The 3,515-nt window shown below is 70.4% G+C and carries 4 protein-coding genes and 1 pseudogene; 2 read left to right on the top strand and 3 right to left on the bottom strand.

Annotated features, from left to right (window positions below; translation table 11 throughout):
• Positions 1 to 250 (top strand): LuxR C-terminal-related transcriptional regulator (locus tag AB0G02_RS31800; protein WP_360801458.1); only part of this gene is annotated, 250 nt, incomplete at its 5' end.
• On the opposite strand, the gene AB0G02_RS31795 is transcribed toward AB0G02_RS31800, so the two are convergent.
• From AB0G02_RS31795 to pafA, 3 genes are all read right to left on the bottom strand, one after another.
• The gene (locus AB0G02_RS31795) at positions 237 to 1,112 is read right to left on the bottom strand and encodes an SRPBCC family protein (RefSeq protein ID WP_360801455.1); all 876 of its coding nucleotides are present in this window, start codon (positions 1,110 to 1,112) and stop codon (positions 237 to 239) included. The two genes, AB0G02_RS31800 and AB0G02_RS31795, sit on opposite strands and share 14 nt — an antisense overlap.
• A complete protein-coding gene (locus AB0G02_RS31790) occupies positions 1,105 to 1,662 on the bottom strand; it encodes a helix-turn-helix domain-containing protein (RefSeq protein WP_360801452.1) in 558 nt (185 codons plus the stop codon). The genes AB0G02_RS31795 and AB0G02_RS31790 overlap by 8 nt, the downstream gene beginning before the upstream one ends.
• A gap of 121 nt (positions 1,663 to 1,783) precedes the next feature.
• A complete protein-coding gene (gene pafA, locus AB0G02_RS31785; RefSeq protein ID WP_077009127.1) occupies positions 1,784 to 3,142 on the bottom strand; it encodes a Pup--protein ligase in 1,359 nt (452 codons plus the stop codon).
• Positions 3,143 to 3,222: 80 nt separating this feature from the next.
• On the opposite strand from pafA, the pseudogene AB0G02_RS31780 reads away from it, so the two are divergent.
• Positions 3,223 to 3,515: pseudogene (locus AB0G02_RS31780) on the top strand (glycerophosphatase); the annotation flags it as partial.

Here is a 3,515-nt window from a genome sequence, read left to right as displayed (position 1 = left end):
GTCGCCCGACATCGCGAGCCGCCTGCTGCGCCGGGCCCCCGCGCCCGCGATCACCCGGCGGGAGGTGCAGATCCTCGACCACCTCGGCCGCGGCCTGTCGAACCGGGAGATCGGGAAGGCGCTGTTCATCAGCGAGGCGACGGTGAAGACGCACCTGGTGCGGATCTTCGCCAAGCTGGGCGTCGACACCCGGACGGCGGCCGTGCGGACCGCCGTCGAGCTGAACCTGATCCGGCTCAGCTCTCGCTGAGCACGCCCTCGGGCAGGCCCGGCACGTCCGGCTGGAGCCAGATCGGCCGCCAGTCGGGCAGCTCGAGGTAGCGGCGCAGCGCCGCGACGCCCGCCAGCCAGCCCGCCCACGCCCCGTACGGCGGTCGGCCGGTGTCGAAGCCGCTCTGCACGAACGTCAGCCGGGTGCCGCCGTCGGACTCGGCCAGCTCCCAGGTCGACACCATGGCGCCCCAGTCGATGCCCATCCGCCTGCCGGGCTCGAAGTCGACGACCTTCGCGGGCCGCGGGTTCCGGTCGAACCCGCCCATCGCGACCCGGCCGCCCTCCCACGCCTCGATGTCGATCTTCGCGCCGAACCAGCGCTCGTACTCGCGCGCGTCCACCAGGGCCCGGGCCACCGCCTCGACCGGCGCGTCGATGAGCACCTCGCCGCGCATCCCGGCGGTGGTGAAGTCGATCTTCGGCGTCAGCGGCCTGCCCTCGACGTGGTCGACCAGGTTCGCCAGCGACAGGCACCAGTACGTGTACAGGTAGCCGAGCACGGAGGTCTCGACCACGGCCTCGTCCCAGCCGGGGAAGTGGCTCTGCGACAGCGTGACCAGCGTGCCGTCGCCGTCGGCCGCCCAGCCGACCTCGACGGTGGTGTCCTCGCCGCCGACGTGCCAGCCGAAGCTCAGCGACCGGTCGTCCACGTGCCGGAGGACCTGGTGCGGCGCGTCGCCCTCCGGGGTGTGGCGGCCCCAGAACCCGAACCGGTCGGGCAGGTCGGCGGTCGCGTGCTCGGCCAGCCAGGCGGCCAGCTCGTCGGCGTCGGTGAACGCGCGGCGCACCCGGTCGACGGATGCGGTGGTGCGGGCGCGAAGGACCACGGTCTCACTCATCGGTCTCCTCCTTCGGGTAGCACGCCACGGCGAGGCGGAAGGCGTCGCCCTCCTGGCCGCCGTAGCGCGTGAACAGTTCCTGCAAGGTCGTCTTCAGGTCGTCGAAGAACTGCTGCCGCTGGTCGGGCCGCACCCGGATCTCGCCGGACACGCCCAGCGACGGCAGCTCGGGCCGGGTGCGGTCCAGGCCCGCGATGTCGGCCAGGACCCGTTCGACGAGGTCGAGCAGGTACCCCAGGCTCAGCTCGTCCTGGGCGTGGCGCAGCCCGAGCCGGCCGACCAGGCCCGGCGACAGCCAGTACGAGCGCGCGCTGGCCTGGTACACGCCCTCGTTGATGCCGCGCACCCGGCGCTCGTCCACCTGCGCGGCCAGACCGGCTTCGACCAGGCGTTTCACGTGGTAGTAGACCCGCTGCGGGGTCTGGTCCAGGGCCGTGGCGACCTCGGTGCACGACCGGGGCTCGGCCAGCTGCCGCAGCACCTCGATGCGCTGCGGCTTGAGCAGGGCCTCGGCCTGCTCGATCTGCTCCAGGTACAGGACGTCTCTCATGGCGAAAATCATGTTGTATGTAAAAATCTATTTTGTCAATGGGACTGAAGAAGACCCCGGACCACCCGGTCCGGGGTCCTCCCCGAGTCCTGCCGCCCGGTACGACGGCCCGGCGGCGCCGCTACAGGGACGAGATGAGCCGCTCCACGCGTTCGTCCACAGCCCGGAACGGGTCCTTGCACAGCACGGTGCGCTGCGCCTGGTCGTTGAGCTTGAGGTGCACCCAGTCCACGGTGAAGTCGCGGCCCGCGGCCTGCGCGGCGGCGATGAAGTCACCGCGCAGCTTGGCCCGCGTGGTCTGCGGCGGGGTGTCCTTGGCGGCCTCGATCTCGCCGTCGTCGGTCACCCGCTCCACCTGGTCCTTGCGCTGGAGCAGGTCGAAGATGCCCCGACCGCGCCGGATGTCGTGGTAGGCGAGGTCGAGCTGGGCGATGCGCGGGTTGGACAGGTCCATGTCGTGCTTGGCCTGGTAGCGCTCCATCAGCCGGTACTTGATGGCCCAGTCGATCTCGCGGTCGATCTTGGACAGGTCCTCCGCCTCGACCGCGTCCAACGTGCGGCCCCACAGCTCCAGCACCCGCTCGGCCATGGGGTCGGGCGCGCGCTTGGCCACGTGCTCCACGGCGCGCTCGTAGTACTCGCGCTGGATGTCCAGCGCCGAGGCCTCCTTGCCGCCCGCCAGCCGCACGGTGCGCCTGCCGGTCAGGTCGTGGCTGATCTCGCGGATGGCGCGGATGGGGTTGTCCAGGCTGAAGTCGCGGAACTGGACGCCCTGCTCGATCATCTCCAGCACGAGGTTGGCGCTGCCCACCTTGAGCAGCGTGGTCACCTCGGACATGTTCGAGTCGCCGACGATGACGTGGAGCCTGCGGTAGCGCTCCGCGTCGGCGTGCGGCTCGTCGCGGGTGTTGATGATCGGGCGGGACCGGGTGGTGGCGCTGGACACGCCCTCCCAGATGTGCTCGGCCCGCTGCGAGAGGCAGTAGACCGCTCCGCGCGGCGTCTGGAGCACCTTGCCCGCGCCGCAGATGAGCTGCCGGGTCACCAGGAACGGCAGCAGGACGTCCGCGATGCGGGAGAACTCCCCCGCCCGCGCGACCAGGTAGTTCTCGTGGCAACCGTAGGAGTTGCCCGCGGAGTCGGTGTTGTTCTTGAACAGGAAGATGTCTCCCCCGATGCCCTCGTCGGCGAGCCTGCGCTCGGCGTCGACGAGCAGGTCTTCGAGGATCCGCTCACCAGCCTTGTCATGCGTGACGAGCTGGGCGAGGTCGTCGCACTCCGCGGTCGCGTACTCCGGGTGCGAGCCCACGTCCAGGTAGAGCCGAGAGCCGTTGCGCAGGAAGACGTTCGACGAGCGTCCCCACGAGACGACCCGGCGGAACAGATAACGCGCGACCTCATCCGGGGACAGCCTGCGCTGCCCGTGGAAGGTGCAGGTCACCCCGAACTCAGTCTCAATGCCGAAGATCCGCCGCTGCATCCCTCAACAGTAGGCGCATTCGGAGCTTTCCTCAGTGATCCAATCGGGCGTCGCACCCGATTCGCGGATAACGTTCTCGTGTGCTCAGACGAGTGAACCGCCTGGACCAGGCCTTGATGAGGCGTTCCGGCGCCTTGCGCGCCTCATCGGTCGACCACGGCATGAAGAGGTTGTCCCGGGCCGCGAACCACAGCGTGCTGTGGCTCGTGGTGGCCGGTGTGCTGGCCACCCGCAAGGGCGTGACCAGGCGTGCTGCCCTGCGGGGCGTGGCCGCGATCGGCGCCGCGTGCTTGAGGTCCAGCCTGGTCGCCACGCGCCTGTTCACGCGCCGCAGGCGCTCGGCAGACCTGCTGCTGACGCCGCGGCGGCTGAC

Origin of the sequence: Actinosynnema sp. NPDC023658 (genome assembly GCF_040639995.1) — a bacterium.
Classification (GTDB): domain Bacteria; phylum Actinomycetota; class Actinomycetes; order Mycobacteriales; family Pseudonocardiaceae; genus Actinosynnema.
The sequence above is the reverse complement of the archived record's forward strand: the minus strand, read 5'-3'. Positions and strand labels throughout refer to the sequence as shown.

Bases quoted from the DNA above. Each gene is read 5' to 3' on its own strand.
- AB0G02_RS31795 (WP_360801455.1), bottom strand. From the start codon at position 1,112: ATGAGTGAGACCGTGGTCCTTCGCGCCCGCACCACCGCATCCGTCGAC.
- AB0G02_RS31790 (WP_360801452.1), bottom strand. From the start codon at position 1,662: ATGAGAGACGTCCTGTACCTGGAGCAGATCGAGCAGGCCGAGGCCCTG.
- pafA (WP_077009127.1), bottom strand. From the start codon at position 3,142: ATGCAGCGGCGGATCTTCGGCATTGAGACTGAGTTCGGGGTGACCTGC.